19 protein-coding genes are annotated in these 20,383 nt (G+C 66.6%); 7 read left to right on the forward strand and 12 right to left on the reverse strand.

Annotated features, from left to right (window positions below):
- A partial coding sequence (recG, locus tag AC3WQZ_RS32845; protein WP_492301963.1) for an ATP-dependent DNA helicase RecG occupies positions 1-1,868 on the reverse strand: 1,868 nt, incomplete at its 3' end.
- 221 nt (positions 1,869-2,089) lie between these two features.
- Between recG and queA the strand changes: the two genes are divergently transcribed.
- The 5 genes from queA to secF all read left to right on the forward strand — a co-directional run bounded on the left by queA (position 2,090) and on the right by secF (position 7,937).
- Positions 2,090-3,148, forward strand: coding sequence for a tRNA preQ1(34) S-adenosylmethionine ribosyltransferase-isomerase QueA (gene queA / locus AC3WQZ_RS32850; RefSeq protein ID WP_492301964.1), 1,059 nt, complete (start codon positions 2,090-2,092; stop codon positions 3,146-3,148).
- Positions 3,149-3,165: 17 nt separating this feature from the next.
- The gene (tgt, locus tag AC3WQZ_RS32855; protein WP_010815060.1) at positions 3,166-4,296 is read left to right on the forward strand and encodes a tRNA guanosine(34) transglycosylase Tgt; all 1,131 of its coding nucleotides are present in this window, start codon (positions 3,166-3,168) and stop codon (positions 4,294-4,296) included.
- A 221-nt stretch (positions 4,297-4,517) separates the two neighbouring features.
- Positions 4,518-4,844: a preprotein translocase subunit YajC gene (yajC, locus tag AC3WQZ_RS32860; protein WP_010815061.1), complete on the forward strand. Its 327-nt coding sequence runs from the start codon at positions 4,518-4,520 to the stop codon at positions 4,842-4,844.
- Between the two features lie 209 nt (positions 4,845-5,053).
- Positions 5,054-6,925 (forward strand): protein translocase subunit SecD, encoded by a 1,872-nt coding sequence (gene secD / locus AC3WQZ_RS32865; RefSeq protein WP_011615996.1) that lies wholly within the window; start codon positions 5,054-5,056, stop codon positions 6,923-6,925.
- A 40-nt stretch (positions 6,926-6,965) separates the two neighbouring features.
- Positions 6,966-7,937, forward strand: a complete 972-nt coding sequence (gene secF / locus AC3WQZ_RS32870) for a protein translocase subunit SecF (protein ID WP_011615997.1) — start codon at positions 6,966-6,968, stop codon at positions 7,935-7,937.
- 116 nt (positions 7,938-8,053) lie between these two features.
- On the opposite strand, the gene AC3WQZ_RS32875 is transcribed toward secF, so the two are convergent.
- From AC3WQZ_RS32875 to purB, 9 genes are all read right to left on the reverse strand, one after another.
- Positions 8,054-8,542 carry a TetR/AcrR family transcriptional regulator gene (locus AC3WQZ_RS32875; protein WP_052181590.1) on the reverse strand — a complete coding sequence of 163 codons (489 nt, stop codon included), beginning with the start codon at positions 8,540-8,542 and terminating at the stop codon, positions 8,054-8,056.
- Between the two features lie 38 nt (positions 8,543-8,580).
- Complete coding sequence (locus AC3WQZ_RS32880; RefSeq protein ID WP_010815065.1) at positions 8,581-9,588, reverse strand: response regulator; 1,008 nt, start codon at positions 9,586-9,588, stop codon at positions 8,581-8,583.
- Positions 9,585-10,718: a hybrid sensor histidine kinase/response regulator gene (locus tag AC3WQZ_RS32885; protein WP_010815066.1), complete on the reverse strand. Its 1,134-nt coding sequence runs from the start codon at positions 10,716-10,718 to the stop codon at positions 9,585-9,587. Before AC3WQZ_RS32885 ends, AC3WQZ_RS32880 begins: the two co-directional genes overlap by 4 nt.
- A gap of 6 nt (positions 10,719-10,724) precedes the next feature.
- Positions 10,725-12,056 carry a sensor histidine kinase gene (locus AC3WQZ_RS32890; RefSeq protein ID WP_492301965.1) on the reverse strand — a complete coding sequence of 444 codons (1,332 nt, stop codon included), beginning with the start codon at positions 12,054-12,056 and terminating at the stop codon, positions 10,725-10,727.
- Between the two features lie 22 nt (positions 12,057-12,078).
- Positions 12,079-13,470 carry a class I SAM-dependent methyltransferase gene (locus AC3WQZ_RS32895; RefSeq protein WP_010815068.1) on the reverse strand — a complete coding sequence of 464 codons (1,392 nt, stop codon included), beginning with the start codon at positions 13,468-13,470 and terminating at the stop codon, positions 12,079-12,081.
- A 349-nt stretch (positions 13,471-13,819) separates the two neighbouring features.
- Positions 13,820-14,410, reverse strand: coding sequence for a YceI family protein (locus AC3WQZ_RS32900; RefSeq protein WP_010815069.1), 591 nt, complete (start codon positions 14,408-14,410; stop codon positions 13,820-13,822).
- Positions 14,411-14,493: 83 nt separating this feature from the next.
- Positions 14,494-15,063 (reverse strand): YceI family protein, encoded by a 570-nt coding sequence (locus tag AC3WQZ_RS32905; RefSeq protein WP_010815070.1) that lies wholly within the window; start codon positions 15,061-15,063, stop codon positions 14,494-14,496.
- A 68-nt stretch (positions 15,064-15,131) separates the two neighbouring features.
- Positions 15,132-15,686, reverse strand: coding sequence for a cytochrome b (locus tag AC3WQZ_RS32910; RefSeq protein WP_010815071.1), 555 nt, complete (start codon positions 15,684-15,686; stop codon positions 15,132-15,134).
- 284 nt (positions 15,687-15,970) lie between these two features.
- Entirely contained in the window at positions 15,971-17,347 is a 1,377-nt protein-coding gene (purB, locus tag AC3WQZ_RS32915; RefSeq protein ID WP_010815072.1) for an adenylosuccinate lyase, read from the reverse strand.
- A 375-nt stretch (positions 17,348-17,722) separates the two neighbouring features.
- On the opposite strand from purB, the gene AC3WQZ_RS32920 reads away from it, so the two are divergent.
- The gene (locus AC3WQZ_RS32920; RefSeq protein ID WP_010815073.1) at positions 17,723-18,337 is read left to right on the forward strand and encodes a glutathione S-transferase C-terminal domain-containing protein; all 615 of its coding nucleotides are present in this window, start codon (positions 17,723-17,725) and stop codon (positions 18,335-18,337) included.
- A gap of 63 nt (positions 18,338-18,400) precedes the next feature.
- Here the strand turns inward: AC3WQZ_RS32920 and mnmA are convergent, their stop codons facing one another.
- Together mnmA and AC3WQZ_RS32930 are read right to left on the reverse strand one after the other, a co-directional pair.
- A complete protein-coding gene (gene mnmA, locus AC3WQZ_RS32925; protein WP_010815074.1) occupies positions 18,401-19,486 on the reverse strand; it encodes a tRNA 2-thiouridine(34) synthase MnmA in 1,086 nt (361 codons plus the stop codon).
- Complete coding sequence (locus AC3WQZ_RS32930) at positions 19,483-19,986, reverse strand: NUDIX hydrolase (protein ID WP_037023515.1); 504 nt, start codon at positions 19,984-19,986, stop codon at positions 19,483-19,485. Before AC3WQZ_RS32930 ends, mnmA begins: the two co-directional genes overlap by 4 nt.
- 287 nt (positions 19,987-20,273) lie before the next feature.
- On the opposite strand from AC3WQZ_RS32930, the gene AC3WQZ_RS32935 reads away from it, so the two are divergent.
- On the forward strand, positions 20,274-20,383 hold a 110-nt coding region (locus tag AC3WQZ_RS32935), incomplete at its 3' end, for a hypothetical protein (RefSeq protein ID WP_492294763.1).

The following is a 20,383-nucleotide window of genomic DNA, read 5'->3' on the forward strand; positions in this document are numbered from 1 at the left end:
CGCCCCACCCGCCCGCGCAGCTGGTGCAGCTGCGCCAGGCCGAAGCGCTCGGCGTGCTCGATCACCATCAGCGAGGCATTGGGCACGTCCACGCCCACTTCGATCACGGTGGTGGCCACCAGCACCTGCATGCGGTTGGCGCTGAAGTCGTCCATCACCGCGGCCTTCTCGGCCGGCGGCAGGCGCCCGTGCACCAGGCCCACGCGCAGGTCGGGCAGCGCGGCCACCAGCGTTTCATAGGTCTCCACCGCGGTCTGCAGCTGCAGCGCCTCGCTTTCCTCGATCAGCGGACACACCCAGTAGACCTGGCGGCCTTCGGCGGCGGCGTGATGGATGCGTCCGATCACTTCGTCGCGCCGCTCGTCGTTGACCAGGCGCGTGACGATGGGGGTGCGGCCCGGCGGCAATTCATCGATCACCGACACATCGAGGTCGGCGTAGTAAGTCATGGCGAGCGTGCGCGGGATCGGCGTGGCCGACATCATCAACTGGTGCGGCACGGTCTCGGCCGCGGTCGCCGCTGAATCGGGGGTATCGGCGGCACCGGCCTTGCCGCGCAGCGCCAGCCGCTGCGCCACGCCGAAGCGGTGCTGCTCGTCGACCACCGACAGCCCCAGTTTGGCAAAGCGCACGGTGTCCTGGATCAGCGCGTGGGTGCCGATCACCAGCTGCGCCTGGCCCGATTCCACGCGCGCCACGGCCTCGCGCTTGTCGCGTGCCTTCTGGCTGCCGGCCAGCCACGCCACCGGCACGCCCAGCGGCTCCAGCCATGCGGACAGCTTGCGGTAGTGCTGCTCGGCCAGGATTTCGGTGGGCGCCATCAAAGCGGCCTGGTAGCCGGCATCGATCGCCTGGCAGGCCGCCAGCGCGGCGACGATGGTCTTGCCGCTGCCCACGTCGCCCTGCAGCAGCCGGTGCATCGGGTGCGGGCGCGTCATGTCGGCGGCGATTTCTTCCACCACGCGCTGCTGCGCCCCGGTCAGCCGGAACGGCAACGCGGCCAGGAAGCGCGTCAGCAGGCCGCCCTCGCGGCGCGGCATGGTCGGCGCGGTCTTTTCGCGCCGCGCCGCGTGCGCGCGCCGCAGCGAGATCTGCTGCGCCAGCAGTTCGTCGAACTTGATGCGCTGCCAGGCCGGGTGCGAGCGGTCGGCCAGCGCGGCCTCACTCTCCTGCGGCGGAGGCGCGTGCAGCAGCCGCAGGCAGTCGGCCAGCGGGCGCAGGTGCAGGCGTGCCAGCGGCCCCTCCAGCACCGCCCGCGGCAGCGTCTCGGGCATGGGCGTGCGCGACAGCGTGCCGCCGATAGCCTTGCGCAGATAGGCCTGCGGGATGCCGGCGGTGGACGGATACACCGGCGTCAGGCGGTCGGGCAGCGCTTCGCCGGGCACCACCGGACGCACCGTCGGGTGGACCATCTCGGCGCCGAAGAAGCCGCCGCGCACCTCGCCGCGCACGCGCAGGCGCACGCCTTCGGCCATCTGCTTGGTCTGGTTGCCGTAGAAGTTCAGGAAGCGCAGCGTCAGCTCGCCGCTGTCGTCGGCGATCTTGACCACCAGCTGGCGGCGCGGCCGGAACGTGACTTCGTTGGAGATGACCTCGCCTTCCACCTGCGCCGGCAGCCCGAGCCCGGCGCGGTGGATCGCCTCGGCGATCGGCGCCAGCGTGGTCTCGTCCTCATAGCGCATCGGCAGGTGCAGCACCAGGTCGACGGGACGGCGCAGGCCGAGCTTGGCCAGGCGCGCGGCCGCGGAAGACGTGCCGGAGGCGGCGGCCTTGCCCCTGGCTTCGCCGGCCTTGCCGCGCGCGGGCGCCGCCGTTTCCTTGGCGGCGTCGGCGGGGTCGTGGATCGGTTCAGCGGCGGTTCCGGGCATCGGCGAAAAAGTTGGCAGCGGTCGCTCTCGTGCTGCGGGGTTGGCTGGCGCGGCGCCGGCGAATAGCCGGCATCACGCCTGGCCCGGCGGCAAGCGCGCCCGTGGCCTTACAATATCGGATTCGCCGATTGTACCCATGCCGGCTGCCACCACGGGCAGCGGAGTGCCGTTTTGTGCCCCGCTCCGGCCTGCATGGGATCGCGCAGCCCGCCGCTCCCACGATGTTGACGCTTTCCGATTTCGATTTCCCGCTGCCGCCAGAACTGATTGCCCAGAGTGCGCTGCCCGACCGCAGCGCGAGCCGGCTGCTGGTGGTCGAACGGCTGGCCCCGGCCGACACCGCCGACGCGGTGCGCATGGTCGACCGCGCCTTCAGCGACATCGTCGACTACCTGCGTCCCGACGACTTGCTGGTCTTCAACGACACCCGCGTGATCAAGGCGCGCTTCTTCGGCCACAAGCCCAGCGGCGGCAAGATCGAGGTGCTGGTCGAGCGCGTGGTCGACAGCCACACCGTGCTGGCCCAGGTGCGCGCCTCCAAGACCCCGACCGAGGGCAGCATACTGCACCTGGCTGACGGCGCCTTCGCCGTCACCGTGGGCCCGCGTGTGGACCAGTTCTTCACGCTGCGCTTCCCCGAACCGGCGCTGGACCTGATCGAGCGCTACGGCCGCCTGCCGCTGCCGCCATATATCAGGCACGACCCGGACGCCTACGACGAGACCCGCTACCAGACCGTCTACGCGCGCAGCCCGGGCGCGGTGGCCGCACCCACCGCGGGCCTGCATTTCGACGATGCGCTGTTCGCGCGGCTCGATGCCGCCCGCGTGCGGCGCGCCTTCCTGACGCTGCACGTGGGCGCCGGCACCTTCCAGCCGGTGCGCACCGAGAACCTGGCCGAGCACAAGATGCACTCGGAGTGGTACGCCGTCTCCGCAGACCTGGCCCAGGCCGTGCGCGACACCCGCGCACGCGGCGGCCGCGTGATCGCGGTCGGCACCACCTCGCTGCGCGCGCTGGAATCGGCCGCGCAGGCCGACGGCACGCTCGCCGCCGGCAGCGGCGACACCGATATCTTCATCACCCCCGGCTACCGCTTCCGCCTGGTCGATGCCCTGATCACCAACTTCCACCTGCCCAAGTCGACGCTGCTGATGCTGGTGTCGGCACTGGCCGGCGTGGAAGCCATCCGCGCCGCCTACCGCCATGCGGTCGAGCAGCGCTACCGTTTCTTCAGCTACGGCGACGCCATGCTGCTGACCCGCCAGCCCGGCGCCTGAATCCAGAATCACAAGCCATGCTCAACTTCGAACTCATCACCACCGACGGCAACGCCCGCCGCGGCCGCGTCACGCTGAACCACGGCGTGGTCGAGACGCCGATCTTCATGCCGGTCGGCACCTACGGCTCGGTCAAGGCGATGTCGCCGCTGGAACTGAACGAGATTGGCGCGCACATCATCCTGGGCAATACCTTCCACCTGTGGCTGCGCCCCGGGTTGGACGTGGTCAACGCCCACGAGGGCCTGCACAAGTTTATCGGCTGGGACAAGCCGATCCTGACCGATTCCGGTGGCTTCCAGGTGTTTTCGCTCGGCGATCTGCGCAAGATCACTGAAGATGGCGTCACGTTCGCATCTCCGGTCAATGGCGACAAGCTTTTCCTGTCGCCCGAGATCTCGATGCAGATCCAGCGCACGCTGAACTCCGACATCGTGATGCAGTTCGATGAGTGCACGCCGTACGAGATCGACGGCCGCGCCGCCACGCACGAGGAAGCGGCCAAGTCGATGCGCATGAGCCTGCGCTGGGCCAAGCGCTCGCGCGACGAGTTCGAGCGCCTGGCCAACCCCAACGCGCTGTTCGGCATCGTCCAGGGAGGCATGTACGAAGACCTGCGCGACGAATCGCTGGCCGGCCTGTCCGAGCTGGACTTCCACGGCTTTGCCATCGGCGGGCTGTCGGTGGGCGAGCCCAAGGAAGACATGATGCGCGTGCTCGAGCACGTCGCGCCGCGCCTCCCGGCCCACAAGCCGCACTACCTGATGGGCGTGGGCACGCCCGAAGACCTGGTCGCCGGCGTCGCCGCCGGGGTGGACATGTTCGACTGCGTGATGCCCACCCGCAACGCACGCAACGGCTGGCTCTTCACCCGCTTCGGCGACGTCAAGATCAAGAACGCGGCGCACCGCAACGATCCGCGCCCGCTCGATGAAAGCTGCGCCTGCTACACCTGCCGCAACTTCTCGCGCGCCTACCTGCACCACCTGCACCGCGTAGGCGAGATCCTGGGCGCGCGCCTCAATACCATCCACAACCTGCACTACTACCTGCAACTGATGCGCGAGATGCGCGAAGCCATCGAGCACCACCGCTTTGCCGACTTCCGGCGCCAGTTCGCCGCTGACCGCGCCCGCGGCACGCAGTGACAATGCCCGCTGGCGCGAACTTTTGCGCTGCCGGCAGTCGAATAGCCGGGTCATCCGGGGGCGAGCCGCGATCCGGAGCGCCCGGCCTTGCCGCCCCCTGCCACAAGTTGTCCCGGGCGCACCCGAACAAACCCGTATTCCGCCCTAGAATGCCAAGGGTGGGCGGAATGCGAATGGTAGAATGATCGATTATTTGACTAATTTTGTGACGGAGAATCAACGTGCTGATTTCTAACGCATTTGCCCAGACCACCGGTACCGGCGGCGCGGCTGGCGGCCTGATGAGCTTCCTGCCCATCATCCTGATGTTTGGCGTGCTGTGGTTCATCATGATCCGCCCGCAGATGAAGCGTCAGAAGGAAGCCAAGGCAATGCTCGAAGCGCTGGCCAAGAACGACGAAGTCGTGACCGCCGGCGGCATCCTGGGCAAGGTGACCAAGGTCACCGACCAGTACGTCAGCCTGGAAATCGCCGAAGGCACGGAAATCACCGTGCAGAAGAACGCCGTGACGACGGTGCTGCCGAAGGGCTCGCTGAAGGCGCTCTGATCCACCGATCGCGCGCGCGACTCCCGCCTTTGTCTTTTCCGGCATGCCCGTTCGCGCATGCCCCGGCAGCCGCCTGATCCAGCCCGACGAAGCCCCCGTGGCTTCGATCCGTGGTTGCCAGGCGGCTGTTTGCCAAACCGGTTCGGCCCCGCCGACGTGGTGCGCCACGCCAGCGCCGGCCCCGCCAACCGCTGAATGACTGGCCAGAGATGAATCGTTATCCGCTTTGGAAATACCTCGTGATCCTGGTGGCCCTGGCCATCGGCATCATCTATACCTTGCCGAATTTCTTCGGCGAGGCGCCTGCGGTGCAGGTGTCCTCGGGCAAGGCCACGGTCAAGGTCGACCTGTCGATGCAGAAGCAGGTCGAAGAGATCCTGGCACAGAACCAGCTGCAGCCTGACGGCGTCTTCTTTGATATTTCCGGCCAGTCCGGCTCGGTCAAGGCGCGCTTCCGCACCACCGACGAGCAGCTCAAGGCCAAGGACATCCTGTCGCGCACGCTCAACCCCGACGCGGCCGACCCCACCTATGTGGTCGCGCTGAACCTGCTGTCGGGCTCGCCGCGCTGGCTGACCGCCATGCACGCGCTGCCGATGTACCTGGGCCTGGACTTGCGCGGCGGCGTGCACTTCCTGCTGCAGGTCGACATGAAGGGCGCGGTCGACAAGAAGCTCGACAGCCTGGGCGGCGACGCGCGCACCCTGCTGCGCGACAAGAGCATCCGCCACGGCGGCATCGACCGCGATGGCGAGCGCCTGACGGTGCGCTTCAACAACGCCGACGACGCCAACCGCGCGCGTCCGCTGCTGGCCGACAACCTGCGCGAAGTCGCCTTCGCCATGGACGGCAACAATATCGTCGGCACCTTCACCGAAGCCGCCCGCAAGGCCGTGCAGGATGCCGCGGTCAAGCAGAACATCACCACGCTGCACAACCGCGTCAACGAGCTTGGCGTGGCCGAGCCGGTGATCCAGCAGCAAGGCGCCGACCGCATCGTGGTGCAGCTGCCCGGCGTGCAGGACACCGCCAAGGCCAAGGACATCATCGGCCGCACCGCCACGCTCGAAGCCCGCCTGGTCGACAACGACGCGCCGCGCAGCCCGCGCCCGGGCGACCCGATCCCGTTCGGCAGCGAGCTCTTCACGCAAGGCAACGGCGCCCCGGTGGTGCTGAAGAAGCAGGTCATCTTCACCGGCGACCGCATTGAAAGCGCCTCGGCCGGCTTCGACCAGAACCAGCAGCCTTCGGTCAACATCAAGCTCGACGCCCAGGGCGGACGCGTGCTGCGCGACGTCTCGCGCGAGAACCTGAAGAAGCCGATGGCGATCGTGCTGTTCGAAAAGGGCAAGGGCGAAGTGCTGACGGTGGCGACGATCCAGTCCGAACTGGGCTCCAGCTTCCAGATCACCGGCTCCTACTCCACCGAAGCCGCCAACGACCTGGCGCTGCTGCTGCGCGCCGGCTCGCTGGCCGCGCCGATGGAGATCATCGAAGAGCGCACCATCGGCCCGTCGCTGGGCGCGGACAACATCCGGAAGGGTTTTGACTCGGTCGCCTACGGCTTTGCCGCCATCGGCGTGTTCATGATCCTGTACTACATGCTGTTCGGCGTGTTCTCGGTGGTGGCGCTGGGCGTGAACCTGCTGCTGCTGATCGCGGTGCTGTCGATGCTGCAGGCCACGCTGACGCTGCCGGGCATTGCCGCCATCGCGCTGGTGCTGGGCATGGCCATCGACGCCAACGTGCTGATCAACGAGCGCATCCGCGAGGAACTGCGCGCGGGCGCGTCGCCGCAGATGGCGATCGCGGTCGGCTTCGACCGCGCCTGGGCCACCATCCTGGACTCCAACGTGACCACGCTGATCGCCGGCCTGGCACTGCTGGCCTTTGGTTCGGGCCCGGTGCGCGGCTTTGCCGTGGTGCACTGCCTGGGCATCCTGACCTCGATGTTCTCGGCGGTGTTCTTCAACCGCGGCCTGGTCAACCTCTGGTACGGCCGCAAGAAGAAGCTGCAGAGCGTGGCCATCGGCCAGATCTGGAAGCCGGGCAACACCACCGACACGCCGGTCGCCAAGTAAGGCGAGCAGCAACAACTAGCAGTACAGAACAGGATTCAACATGGAATTCTTCCGCATCCGGCGCGACATTCCGTTCATGAAGCACGCGTTGGTCTTCAACGTGATTTCCTTCCTGACGTTTGCCGCAGCCGTGTTCTTCCTCTGGCACAAGGGCCTGCACCTGTCGATCGAATTCACCGGCGGCACGGTGATGGAAGTCAGCTACCAGCAGACCGCCGACCTGGAAAAGATCCGCGGCCAGGTGGGCAAGCTGGGCTATACCGACGTGCAGGTGCAGAACTTCGGCACCTCGCGCGACGTGATGATCCGCCTGCCGCTGCAGAAGGGCGCGGACGGTAAGCCCGTCACCTCGGCCCAGCAGAGCGAGCAGGTGATGGCCTCGCTGCAGGCGGCCTCGCCTGACGTGAAGCTGCAACGGGTGGAGTTCGTCGGCCCGCAGGTGGGCAAGGAACTGGCCACCGACGGCCTGCTGGCGCTGCTGTGCGTGGTGGCCGGCATCGTGATCTACCTGTCGTTCCGCTTCGAATGGAAGTTCGCGGTGGCGGGCATCATCGCCAACCTGCACGACGTGGTCATCATCCTGGGCTTCTTCGCCTACTTCCAGTGGGAATTCTCGCTGTCGGTGCTGGCGGCGATCCTGGCGGTGCTGGGCTATTCGGTCAACGAATCGGTGGTGATCTTCGACCGGATCCGCGAGAACTTCCGCAAGTTCCGCAAGATGAGCACCCACGAGATCATCGACAACGCGATCACCAGCACCATCTCGCGCACCATCATCACCCACGGCTCGACCCAGATGATGGTGCTGTCGATGTTCTTCTTCGGTGGCCCCACGCTGCACTACTTTGCCCTGGCACTGACGGTCGGCATCTTGTTCGGCATCTACTCGTCGGTGTTCGTGGCCGCGGCGCTGGCGATGTGGCTGGGCGTCAAGCGCGAGGACCTGGTCAAGGGCGAGAAGAAGTCCGACTCGACCGACCGCAACGACCCCAACTACGGCGCGCAGGCCTGACGGCTTGCCGCCCACGAAAACAAAGGCGCCCCGGGCGCCTTTGTTTTTTTCCGCGGCCGGCCGGTGTTATGCCTGGCCTGACCAGCGTGAGCGCGCTCCCGCGGGCGGGGCCGGCATCAGCGGCTCGCGGTCCTGTCCCGGCTCGGGCTCGGGGATGGGGCGGCCGGAATCGCGCCATTCCACGGCGGCGGCAAAACCGTAGCGCTCGGCACACTCCTTGAACCAGATCCCCTCGGGCGAATGTCGCGTGATGCCGCGGCGCGGGCCCGCGCCGGCGTTGCGTCGCCGGCGGGCTTTGCCGGGGGCGGGACATCGCCGGTGGCCGCGCGCACGTATTGCTGCAACTGGAGCAGGGACTCGCCCAGCACCGCGGCGTAAAGGACTTCGATGTTCTCGAAATACAGATAGAGGGTCGCCGGGGCGATGCCGGCCGCCAACGCGATCCGCCTGGCGGACGCTGCCTCGAGTCCCGCGGAAACCAGGATGGTTCGAGCCGCCTCGACAATCGCTGCGCGCTGCGTATCGACGTTCTGCGCGGAGCGCGCGGGCCGCCCCCTGCGCCTGGCGGCTACGGCAGCGGCCGCACCGATCGTCTTGCTTGCCATGTCAGCCTGCACCTCACCGGCTACAGCCCGGCTCCATGTCAACGTTGCTCGGCAAAGCGCTCGATCCACGCCGCCAGCCGGTCGGCCGCGAAGAACTCGGTACGCTGGCCGGCACGGCACAGGATGGCGTCGCCATCGCGCGCAAACTGCAGCGCACCGCCGGCCTCGTCCAGCCACAGCAGGCTGGCCAGCCACGCCGCATGCGCGGCAGACACCGGCGCGCCCACCGGCTGCACCAGGTACTCGGCCAACGTGGCCGGCGCGGTCCAGACCACGGTATCGCCATCGCGGCGCACCACCTCGCTGCCCAGCGCGTCGGCGATTACCGCGACGGCATCGGCCGCCCCCTTGCCCGCGTTGGCGCTGCGCAGGCCCGCCAGGCGCGTGCCGACGGCATGGCCGAAGCTGCCGCTGCGCTCGGCCTCGGCCCGCACCAGGTCGGCGTAGTCCATGCGCTGCCAGTCCGGCTCGACGCTGCCCGCGCCGGCCAGGTCGACCGCCGCGAGGTAGGTCTCCACCGGCTGGAAACGGCCCGGCCCGATCAGGCTGGCGCACAGCGCATGCACCATGCCGATGCGCGAGGCCACGGTCTGGGTCTGCAGCACGGACAGCTTCTCGCGCAGCAGCTGGTCGCGTTCCTTGCGCAGGCCGGCCAGTTCCAGCGCCTGCTTCAGCTCCATGCGCAGCGCGGTGATGTCCCACGGCTTCTTGATGTAGCGGTGGATCTGCCCCTGGTTGACCGCCTCGACGGTCTGGTCGAGCTCCGAATACGCGGTGGTCAGGATGCGCACGATATGCGGGTAGCGCTCGCGCGCGTAGCGCAGCAGTTCGTTGCCATACTCGCCCGGCATGCGCTGGTCCGACACCAGCACCGCAAGGCTGTCTGCGTGGGCGTCGAGCAAGGCCTTGCCCTCTTCAACGGAGCCGCCGGTGGCCACCGGTGCCAGCGCCCCGATGGCACGCTGGAAATACTTGACTGCAGTCGCTTCGTCATCGACGAACAGAATCGCCGGGGGTGGTGCCTGCGTGGCATTCGGTTCGGTCATCGGTCACTCCTATGCTTTCGACTCTTGAAACTTGGAAAGTCCAGCGTCACCGTCGTGCCGGCACCGGATGCGGATTCGATCCGGATGCCGCCGCCAAACGACTGCATGACGCGGTTGCAGAAAATCATGCCCAGGCCGCTGCCGCCGGCACTGGCGTGGGTGGTGACAGGGTCGACCAGCAACCGCTCCATCACTTCCGGCGCAATCCCCGGCCCGTTGTCGCAGATGCGGATTTCCGGGCGCGGCTGCGCCACCACCACAAAGCGCAACGCCGGCGTGCCGACACTGCCCAGCGCCCGCAGCGCGTTGCTCATCACCGAGGAGAGCACCAGCGCCACGCAGTTGGGCAGCGTCTGCACCGGGAAATCGCCGTGCATCTCCACCTGCACCCAGCTGCGCTGGTCGCCTGCGAACGGGTAGCTGTCCAGCAGCGAAGTGACCAGCGAGCCGGCGCTGACCTCGGCGCCGGCATCGGGCCGCGCCGGCGTGCTGCCGGCACTGTTGCGCACCGACTGCAGGAACGACGACAGCACCGCCAGGCAATACTGGGCGTTGTCGTACATGGCGCTGGCCGCCTGGCCGATCTCGGCCTGGCGCTGCGCACTGTACTCGCCGGCGACACGTCCGCGGATGCCGTGGGCAAAGTTGGCGATGGCAGCCAGCGGGGTATTCAGCTCATGCGCCAGGAAGGCCAGGGTCTCGTCGATCGCCATCAGCCGGTGCTGGCGCAGGGTGCGCTCGCGGTGGCGCTCGGCGGCGCCTGCCAGCACCTCGCGCAGGTCGGCCACGCTCAGCGGCTTTTCCAGGATGCGGAAGACTTCGCCGCTGTTGACCGTTTCCAGCAGCACATCCTTGTCGGCATAGGCGGTGACCAGGATGCGCACGATCTGCGGGTATTCCTGCGCCACCTGGCGCAGCAGCTGGCCGCCGTCGCGCCCGGGCATGCGGAAGTCGGTCACCAGCACCGCCACGCGGGCGGGGTCCGCGCGCAGCACCGCCAGGGCCTCGTCGGCGCTGTCTGCCACCAGCACCTCATAGTCGCTGCCGGCGGCCCGGGCGAAATACTTGCGCGCCATCTCCTCGTCGTCGACATAGAGGACGGCAAGCCGTGCCTGCTTCGCTTCGCTCATGGCTGGTTACTCCGCACGCGGCAGGTCGAAGCTGAACGCGGTCCACTGGCCCAGTTCGCTCTCGGCATACAGCTGCCCGCCGTGGCGTTCCACCACCGCGTAGCTGATCGACAGGCCCAGGCCAAGCCCCTGCCCCACCTCGCGCGTGGTGAAGAACGGCTCGAACACGCGCGCCAGGTTTTCCTGGGGGATGCCAGGGCCGTTGTCGCGCACCATGACGTGCAGGCGGTGGTTGTCCCAGCGGGCCGTGGTATGGATCGCAGGCGTGGCCGTGCCCGCCTTGCGCATGGCCAGCGCGGCATTCGAGAACAGGTTGATCAGCACGCCGATGATGGCCGCCTCGTCGCCCAGCACCAGGGTGTCGGCAGGCAGTTCGCGGCTGAGGCTGACCCCGCGCAGCTCATGCGCGGTCAGGCGGATCGACGAATCGAGCGCCTTCTCGAACAGGAACGGCGTGCCTTCCACCTCGGCGCCGGGCTTGCGGTAGGCAAAGGTCTTGAGGTCGGAGACGATATGCTGGATGCGCTGCATCCCCTGCTTGGCGTCGACCAGGCACTCTTCCAGCGAAGGGTTCTCCTTGGCCTGTGGCTCTTCCATCGCCACTTCGATCGCCATCAGGCAGAAGTTGACCGGGTTGTTCACCTCGTGCAGCAGCCCCGCCGCCAGCGTACCGATGGCGGCCATCTTCTCCTGCTGCAGCATCTGGCCCTTGATGTCGGCCAGCCGGCGGTTGATCACCTCGAGCTCGGTATTCTTCTCGGCGACCTCGTCCTTCAGACGGAACAACATGAAGCGCGCCCGCTCGTTGAAGAAGGTATAGACCCCGCTGGCCGCCGCGGCGAACAGCAGGAACAGTGAATTGGCGATAAAAGCGCCCACCGGCTCGATGCCGCCGGGGTGGAACAGGCATGCCAGGACGTACAGCAGGTACGAGAGTACGCCGAACACAAGGTTCTGCCACAAGCCGAACGGCAGCGCGATGCCCGACGCGAAGATCGCGAGGTTAAGCCCGACGTAGTATGGCGACTGCGCCCCTTCAGTCTGCCAGATCATCCACGCAATCATGATCTGCGGCAGCAGCAGCCACGTCAGCGTCAGCCATGGCGCGAAGCGGCGCCCCGCAGCGCTGTACAGCACCACCACCACGCCCGCGATCAACAACGACACCAACACGCGCGCCACCCCGAAGGCAAGCTGCTGCTGCGGATACTGGCCGTAATCGAGCCCGACGCCGAGCAGAACCAGCGCGATCGCGGTATAGGCGCCGCCACGGCTGAATGCCAGGCGAAAGTCAGCCAGCTCGGACTGGTAGCCGGCGTAGAGTTGGTTGGTGCTCATGGCGTGCCCCGCAAGGACTGCTTCAGTCAATGGTGGCTTCCGCAAATACGTTGACGCCGGTGGCATCGCCGTAAATGCGGTGCGAGTGCGAATTTTCAGGCAGTAGCTGCGCCATGCCCGCGTCGTCGCGGTAGATCAGGTACCACTCCAGCAGGTGTTCCATGCCGAATTTCTCAGGATTGTCGGCGTGGACGTTGGTTACCAGAATCTGTCCTCCGTGTCGCGAGCGGGAGGCGAAATACGAGAGTAGCCGCGTACACACCTTGTCGGACAGGTAGTCGAACAGGCCCGCACAATAGACCGCGTCGAACTCCCTTGCACTGGTATCGTCCGGCGAGATACGCCGCTTGAGCAGTTCATGCACGGACTGGTGCACCATCTCGATGGCAACCTTGCTCCCGGCGCTGGTGGCCGAGCGTTCGATCGAGCTACGCGTGAACTCCAGCGTCTCTTCGCTGAAGTCGACCAACTGGAACGACAGCAGTTCGGGGTTGGGGTATTCGCGCACGAAGCGCTGGATCTCGAAGGCAGGGCCGCAGCCCACGTTGAGCACGCGGAACGGCCGGCCAGCGGCGCGCGCGCGATCGGCCTGGCGCGTCAGGAAATCGATCAGCAGTTCGATGCGGTTGCGGTGCGCGGTCGCCACGGCCGCCTTGAGGAAGGCGGTGTTGACGATCTGGAAATAGGTGGTGGGACCCTGCTGCGGGTCGTTCAGGATCTGGTTCACCATCTCGTAGTCGCCGGCATAGCCGAGCGGCTTGGTGAAGGTGCGGTATACGAACGGCGCCCGCAGCAAGAGCGGGTGCAGCGCCGACTGCGCGTAAGTGCGGTGCACCGGCGCGATCTCCGGATCCACGCGCTGGGCCTCGCCCTCAAGCCAATCCAGGTAGGTCTTTGTCTTGACCATGATGGGCGTGGCCAGCTCGTAGAAGACGTCTTCGCGGAGCTTGCCTTCAATCTTGGGCAGCGATTCGGTCATGTCGACCTGCTCGACCCAGCGCGACACTTCGGACAGGAACGCGCGCATCTCGTTGACCACGATCTGGTAGTCGCGCCGGATATTGAAGCGCGTGTCCCAGTCCTGCACAAAAAGCTCGGCTTCGCGCGCGACTGACTTGGGCTCGTTGGTCAGGTCCGTCAGTTCGCGCCATTCGTCGATCAGCGTCAGCGACACCACGGCGGTCAGGCCGGTATTCACCAGGCTCATCACCACGGCCTTGCCGAGGTAGGCGTTCTTGGCCCCCATGCGGACGCTGAGTTCGCTCAGCACCTCGCTGACCTGCACGATCGAATACGGATTGTAGATTTCCATCACCAGAGACTTTCTCTGGAGATTGACAATCGTGCCCCGCACCTGCTCGCCCTGCGAGTTGCGGAAACTAACTACCGGATCGATTTGCGTTTTGGAATACACGGTATTGCGCCAGGGAAAACCGAGAAACGCTGCGGGCCATACAGCCAGGGCAGAACGGCCGGGTACAGCATGAGGGGCGAGGAGGTCGCGGGGGCGGCTACCGGTATCGGGACATGCAGCGAATGCTCATAGTGATGCGCTTTAGCCGGTTGCGGGCATGGCTGCCCCCGCCTTGGCAGGAGTAGCAATGCCCCGATCAAGGAGGGATTGCCGCGGGCCATTGTACTGTGCCCGTCGGGGGTCGTACAACCAAGTGCCCTGGCAGGCGCCTGAATCATACTGGCCAATAAAAAAGGCCGGCATTGCCGGCCTTGACTGCCTGGAAGCCCGGCGCAGCGGGCTGGCGCGCTCAGTCCGCGCGCACGCCTTCCACCTGGATGGCAAGCTTGACCTCGGGCTTGAAGCCCATCTTCACGCCGTAGTCCAGGCCGAAGTCGGCACGGTTGAAATGGCCCACGGCGTCGGCGCCGCAGGCTTCGCGCTTGAGCATCGGATGCTGGATGCACTTGAAATCGCGGATTTCCAGCTTGACCGGCTTGGACACGCCGCGCAGCGTCAGCATGCCGTCAACCTCGGTCGGCACGTCACCCTTGAACTTGGAGAACTTGCCCTTGTAGACTGCCTCGGGGAAGGCTTCCACGTCGAACATGTCCGGGCCCTTGGCGTGCTGGTTCAGCTTGGCATTGCCGAAATCGATCGAAGCCGGGTCGATCTTGACCTCGACCGAGCCCGCCTTGGCGGCACGGTCCAGCGTGACCACGCCGCTGGACTTGTCGAACTTGCCGCGCCAGGTCGACAGGCCGCCCAGGTGGTCGGCCTCGAAGCTCGGGTAGGTGTGGGTCGGATCGAGGTTGTAGGTCACGGTATTGGCCGAAGCCACGCCGAAGGCGGCGGTTGCGGAAATGGCCGCGACGGCGGCAACGAGGGAACGCAGTTTCATGGAATCTCCCGACAAATCAGGTTGGGGCGGAACGTTCTCACGAACGCCGATTGGGTACGTCAGCGGAATGCCGGCCTTGCTTGTTACTTCTTGGCCAGCACGATACGGAATTTGATCTGCACGTCGTCGGCCACCACGGAAGTGTCCTTCCACTCGCCGTCGCCGATATTGAAGACCGTGCGCTTGATCGGCAGCGCGCCCTCGAACACCTGCACGGCGCCTTCCTGGCGGTAGGTGGCGGGCACCACCACGTCAACGGTCTTGCCCTTGATGGTCAGCTTGCCGGCCACGTCGTACTTGCCCGGCGTGCCGTTCTTGATGCTGGTGGACTGGAACACGGCCTTGGGGTACTTGGCGGCGTCGAACCAGTCCTTGCCCTTCACTTCCTTGGTGGTCTCGGCGTCGCCGATCTCGAAGCTGGACACATCGATCTCGACCTTGGCCGACGAGGTCGCCAGCTTGGCCGGGTCGAAGCTGACCGCGGCATCGAACTTCCTGAACTTGCCTTCCATCGGCACGCCGATCTGGCGCGCGACCGCGGTCACCGAGCTCTTGGCGGCGTCAACCTGCGCCCAGGCCAGGTTGGCTGCGATGCCGGAGGCGGCCAGGACGGCGGCGATGACGAGCGAGCCGCGGCGGGAATTGCGTTTCATCTCAAAAAACTCCTGTCAGGGTCGGCGCAGCGCGCCGCGGTACGGAAAAAGTTGGCCGGGGCGGCGCCTCAGCGCAGGAACGGCAGCATCCGGCCCAGCGTGCCGTCGCGGTCGACGAACTGGTGCTTGACCGCCGCCGCCGCATGGACAACGACCACCGCCGCCATCAGGTAGTTCAGCCAGATATGGACAAACTTGAGTATTTCTTTCAGTTCGTCGTTCTTCTCCAGCAGCGCCGGCATCTTCCACAGGCCCAGGTAGACCACCGGCACGCCCGCGGCCGAGCTGTACAGGTAGCCGCTGATAGGAACGATCACGATCAGCAGGTACAGCAGGTGATGGGCGCCGGCCGCGGCTTTGGCCTGCCAGGCCGGCGTGCCGGGCGCCACCGGCGGTGCCGCATGGGTTGCACGCCACAGCACGCGCAGCACGGCAACCGCGAAGATCGTCACGCCCAGCCACTTGTGCCAGGAGTAGAGCTTGAGCTTGGTCGGCGTCAGCCCCGGAATGCCGGTCATGTACAGGCCGAGCCCGAACGCGGCGAAGATCGCCAGCGCAATGACCCAGTGCAAGGCGATCGCGGTGGCACCGTAGCCGGTGGGGGCGTTGGCGGTAGAACGCATCGGATTCCTCTCGCCCCGCGCAGGAGCGTTTCACAATTTTGGGGAAGGCACCGGCGGGGGCTGGCCCGCCCGTGCGCTTACGATTCTCGCATTATTGCGGCGGGCTGTGCGCCGATGAAGGACAGTCCTTCATTAAGTTATTCAAATGCTTTGAAGTGACATTCTGTCGCAAGCGGCACAAAGCCGCAGTGACCTGCCCGCCGCGCTGCGCCAGAAAAGCAAAAAGCCATCCTCGCGGATGGCTTTTGCAGCACGTCGCCCCGGTTCAGGGGCGAAATGTGGCGTCAGATGCGCTCGGCCAGCACCACGGCCTTGCCGATGTAGCTGGCGGGCGTCATGTCCAGCAGCAGCTTCTTGGCGTCGTCGGGGATCGCCAGGCCGTTGATGAAGGTCTGCAGCGCCTCGCGCGAGATGCCCTTGCCGCGGGTCAGCTCCTTGAGCTGCTCGTACGGGTTGGGCACGCCGAAGCGGCGCATCACGGTCTGCACCGGCTCGGCCAGCACCTCCCAGCAGTTGTCCAGGTCTTCGTCCAGGCGCTCGGGGTTGGTTTCCAGCTTGCCCAGGCCACGCAGGCAAGCCTCATAGGCCAGCAGGCTGTAGCCGAAGGCCACGCCGATATTGCGCAGCACGGTCGAATCGGTCAGGTCGCGCTGCCAGCGCGACAGCGGCAGCTTCTCGGACAAGTGGCGCAGCACGGCGTTGGCCAGGCCCAGGTTGCCTTCGGAGTTCTCGAAGTCGATCGGGTTGACCTTGTGCGGCATGGTCGACGAGCCGATTTCGCCGGCCTTGGTCTTCTGCTTGAAGTAGCCCAGCGAGATATAGCCCCAGACGTCGCGGTTCAGGTCGAGCAGGATGGTGTTGGCGCGGGCGATCGCGTCGAACAGCTCGGCCATGTAGTCGTGCGGCTCGATCTGGATGGTGTACGGGTTGAAGACCAGGCCCAGGCGGGTCTCGATCACCTGCTTCGAGAAGGCTTCCCAGTCGAAGCTCGGGTAGGCCGACAGGTGCGCGTTGTAGTTACCCACCGCGCCGTTCATCTTGCCCAGCAGCTCGACCTGCTCGATACGCTGGATCGCGCGCGCCAGGCGCGCGGCCACGTTGGCCATTTCCTTGCCCAGCGTGGTCGGGCTGGCCGGCTGGCCGTGGGTGCGCGACAGCATCGGCTGCGCGGCATTGAGCTTGGCCAGCTCGACCAGGCGGGCGTGCACGCGCTTGAGCGCCGGCACCACCACGCCTTCGCGGGCGCCCTTGAGCATCATGCCGTGCGAGGTGTTGTTGATGTCTTCCGAGGTGCAGGCGAAGTGGATGAACTCGCTGGCGGCTTCCAGCTCGGCGTTGCCCTTGACCTGTTCCTTGAGCCAGTACTCGACCGCCTTGACGTCATGGTTGGTGACGGCTTCGATTTCCTTGATGCGGGCGGCGTCGGCCTCGCTGAACTTGTCCACCAGCGCCAGCAGCGCGGCCTCGGAGGCGGCCGAGAACTTGGGCATGTCGGGCAGGCCGGCCTGCGCCAGCGCGATCAGCCAGTGCACCTCGACCTTGACGCGGTTGCGCATGAACGCGGCCTCGGACAGCCATTCGCGCAGCGCATCGGCCTTGGCGGCGTAACGGCCATCGATCGGGGACAGGGCGGTGAGCGGCGAAAGCGAAGAGGAGGTCATGCTGGAAACCGGGAAAAGGGAGGCAATGGAAGAAGGCGACGAACAAGAAGCGCCGCGGGGGCTGGCGCTGTCAGCGTTGGCGGCGGGAGGGACCGGAAAAGCGACCTTATGCGGCCGGATGCGTCCAAAACGCCGCGCCGGCAGGCCCGCCGGCGCTGCGCAACGCGGGATTTTACCACCCCTGCCCCGGCTCCGGGCAGCGGTAAAGCGCCGCCGCGGGGCATCGGTGCGCAAGCCCGCATTCGCCATGCACCACGGGTATACTCGCGCACGCCGTTCCAGTAGCCTGTTATGAAGTGCATCGGGCAAGCCGCGCGCCCCACCGCCGCTGCCACAGAGCGACGATGCACTTCATAACAAGCTCAAGGGGAGAATATGAAGCTGTATGCATCCCGGACCAGTCCCTACGCGCGCAAGGTGCGCGTGGTGATGGCGGAGAAAAAGATCGAGTGCCAGCTCATCGAAGAGGATGTCTGGTCGCCCGAGACCAGGATCGGCCAGTTCAACCCGCTCGGCAAAGTGCCTTGCCTGGTCATGGAAGACGGCGGCGCAATCTTCGATTCGCGCGTGATCGTCGAATATGTCGACACCTTGACGCCGGTCAGCCGGTTGATCCCGCAGGGCGGGCGCGAGCGCCTGGAAGTCCGCTGCTGGGAGGCGCTGGCCGACGGCCTGCTCGACGCAGCGCTGCTGGTGCGCCTGGAGGCCACCCAGCGCGAGCCGCATGAGCGCAGCGAACGCTGGGTGCAGCGCCAGCGCGGCAAGATCGATGCGGCGCTGGTGGCCATGGCGCACGGTCTGGCCGACCGCCCCTTCTGCACCGGCACGCACTATTCGCTGGCCGACGTGGCGGTGGGCTGCGCGCTGTCCTACCTGGATTTCCGCTTCCCCGAGATCGCCTGGCGCGAGCGCCATCCCAACCTGGCGGCGCTGGAGGAAAAGCTGTCCAAGCGCCAGTCGTTTATCGATACGGAACCGCCGCGCGGCTGATCCACAGCGGCCGACAAGAAAACACCCGCCTCGAGCGGGTGTTTTTTCGTGCAGCGGCAGCGCTTACTGGATGATGCCGCCGCCCAGGCAGATGTCACCGTCATACAGCACCGCCGACTGCCCGGGCGTGACCGCCCATTGCGCCTCGGCAAACCGGAGCGTCAGCGCGTCGCCGTCCACCGCCTGCACCGTGCAGGCCGCATCGCTCTGGCGGTAGCGCGTCTTGGCCGCCATCGCCGCGCCCGCGGCGGGCGGCTCGCCGGCCACCCAGGACAGGTCCGACGCGGTCAGCACCGGCGTCAGCAGCCACGGGTGGTCGTGGCCCTGCACCACGTAAAGCGTATTGTTCGCCATATCCTTGCGCGCCACATACCAGGCGTCGCCGTTGCCCTCGCGGCTGCCGCCCAGGCCGATGCCCTTGCGCTGGCCCAGCGTGTAGAAGGCGAGGCCGATATGCTCGCCCACGACCTTGCCCTCGGGCGTCTTCATCGGGCCCGGCTTGGTCGGCAGGTAGCGGTTCAGGAAATCGCGGAACGGACGCTCGCCGATAAAGCAGATGCCGGTGGAGTCCTTCTTCTTCGCGTTCGGCAGGCCGATCTCGGCGGCGATCTCGCGCACGCGCGTCTTGGGGATCTCGCCCAGCGGGAACAGCGTGCGCGACAGCTGCGCCTGGTTCAGCCGGTGCAGGAAGTAGCTCTGGTCCTTGGTATGGTCGAGCGCCTTGAGCAGCTCGAACCGGCCGGCCGCGTTCTGCCGCACACGCGCATAGTGGCCGGTGGCGATGGTTTCCGCGCCCAGCGACATGGCATGGTCGAGGAAGGCCTTGAACTTGATCTCGGCATTGCACAGCACGTCGGGGTTGGGCGTGCGCCCGGCGGAGTATTCGCGCAGGAAGTCGGCAAAGACCCGGTCCTTGTACTCGGCGGCAAAGTTGACCGCCTCCACGTCGACGCCGATCAGGTCGGCCACCGAGACCACGTCCAGCCAGTCCTGGCGCGTTGAGCAGTACTCGCTGTCGTCATCGTCCTCCCAGTTCTTCATGAACAGGCCGATGACCTCGTAGCCCTGCTGCTTGAGCAGCCACGCGGTGACCGACGAATCGACCCCGCCCGACATGCCCACCACGACACGTTTTCCGGCACCACTCACGGCTGCGCTCCCAGCGGGACGGCCGCGGCCAGCGCCGACGGGTGCGTGTACAAGGCGTCCAGCGCAAAGCGCTTGCCGGCCAGGTAGTCGTTGACACAGGCCATCACCAGCGGCGTACGGTGACGCTCCGTGCAGGCGCGCAGTTCTTCCGCGCTCATCCAGACCGTGCGCACGATGCCGGTGTCGAGCTGGCGGCCCGCATCGAGCGAGCCCAGGTCGCCGGTAAAGGCAAAGCGCACATAGGTCACATCGGTGCCGGTGCGCGACGACAGCGAACGGCCCATGTAGCAGCCCAGCAGCGCGCGCGGCTCAAAGGTGTGCGCGGTCTCTTCCAGGGTTTCGCGGATCACTGCGCGGATCAGGCTCTCGCCCGGGTCCAGGTGCCCGGCGGGCTGGTTCAGGCGCAGCCCGTCGGCGGTTTCCTCTTCGACCAGCAGGAAGCGTCCGCCGCGCTCGATCACGGCGGCAACGGTCACGCTGGCATTCCAGTCACTTGACATGATGCTCAATTTTTAGGCAATCCCGCATTCTACCGGTTGCGGGCCCATCGTGCAGCGCCGCCGGCCCGCCATGGCCCCCGGCCGGTAAGCCAGGCTGGTGCTGGAATGGCGGCTGCAACTCCCTCTTTGGCGGTCGCCGCAAAAGCCGACCGGCCGGTCACCATTGAACGTCAGATTCCTGTAAGCTGCGAAAAAATTGTTGCGCTGCGGCTTAAGCTTGCGGCGCGCACGGGCCAGACGTCGGTCCGCCCAACCACACAAGACGCCAGCTAAAGGAGAAATTGACGATGTACATCGGCATCCCGCAGGAGACGCGGGCCGGCGAGACTCGCGTCGCCGCCACCCCGGAGACAGTCAAGAAGTACGTCGCCCAGGGCCACAAGGTGGTCGTGCAGGC

Source organism: Cupriavidus sp. FW305-26 (assembly GCF_058787975.1).